Here is a 1,423-nt window from a genome sequence, read left to right on the forward strand (position 1 = left end):
GGGTCGTGTCCCCGGTGATGGTGTAGCTCGGTAGAGCAAAGCCGCCCGTACGCGCGCCCTCACATAGCGCGTAGCGGGCGGGCGGCTTTGCGGTGGTCACCGGCGATTCGCCGGTAGGATCGGGTTGCGACACGCCAACGCAACCGAGGAACCACCGATGACCGACGATATGATGAACCTGCGCACGCTCGTGGAGAAGACCCCCGATGCCGATCTGTTGCGCGAGATGATCGGCTTTGCTGCCCAGCGTCTGATGGAGCTGGAAGTCGAAGGCCAAACCGGGGCCGCCTACGGCGAGAAGAATCCGGAGCGTCTGGCCCAGCGCAACGGTTACCGCGACCGGATCTGGGAGACCCGCGCCGGCGCGGTCGAACTGCGCATTCCCAAGCTGCGCAAGGGCTCCTACTTTCCGGGCTTCCTGGAGCCGCGCCGCATGGCCGAGAAGGCGCTCACCGCCGTGGTGCAGGAAGCCTACGTGCAGGGCGTTTCGACCCGTTCGGTGGACGACCTCGTGCAGGCCATGGGCATGAGCGGCATCTCCAAGAGCCAGGTGAGCCGGCTGTGCGGCGAGATCGATGACAAGGTGAAGGCCTTTCTCGCTCGTCCGATCGAGGGCGACTGGCCGTATTTGTGGATCGACGCCACCTACGTGAAAGTGCGCCAGCAGGGGCGCATCGTCTCGGTTGCGGTGATCATTGCGGTCGGCGTCAACAGCGATGGCCGCCGCGAAGTTCTCGGCATGGATATCGGCCCCTCGGAGGCCGAGACGTTCTGGACGGCATTCCTGCGCAAGCTCGCCCGCCGCGGATTGCGCGGCGTCAAGCTGGTCGTCTCCGACGCCCATGAGGGCATCAAAGCCACCGTCTCCAAGGTGCTCAACGCCAGCTGGCAGCGCTGCCGCGTGCACTTCATGCGCAACGCGCTGGCGCATGCCGGCAAGAGCGGACGGCGTGTGGTCTCTGCCTTCATCGCCACCGCGTTTGCCCAGGACGATGCCGAGGCCGCACAGGCGCAGTGGCGCAAGGTTGCCGACCAGCTCCGCCCCAAGCTGCCCAAGCTTGCCGGCTTCCTCGACGAAGCGGAGACTGATGTGCTCGCCTACATGACCTTCCCGCCCCAGCATCGGACCAAGCTGCACTCGACCAACCCGATCGAGCGCCTCAACGGCGAGATCAAGCGGCGCACCGAGGTGGTCGGCATCTTCCCCAATGAGGACGCCATCGTTCGCCTCATCGGAGCGATCCTGCTCGAGCAGAACGACGAATGGGCGGTCCAGCGGGCCCGTTACATGACGCTGGAAACAATCGCGCCGTTGAGCGATGATCCAACCGTCAGCCTTCCGGCTATCGCCAGCTGACCTGCCCGGCTCCGGCCGACGAACGCGGTGCCACGCCGCAGTTACACCACGTCACGGGACACGATC

The 1,423-nt window shown here is 65.7% G+C and carries 1 protein-coding gene; it reads left to right on the top strand.

Annotation, left to right across the window (positions count from 1 at the left end; all coding sequences use genetic code 11):
- The first annotated feature begins 157 nt into the window (after window positions 1–157).
- Window positions 158–1,357 (top strand): IS256 family transposase, encoded by a 1,200-nt coding sequence (locus ACZIRK_RS45160; RefSeq protein WP_474419833.1) that lies wholly within the window; start codon window positions 158–160, stop codon window positions 1,355–1,357.
- The last annotated feature ends 66 nt before the right edge of the window (window positions 1,358–1,423 follow it).

Source organism: Bradyrhizobium sp. Leo114, from assembly GCF_055229415.2.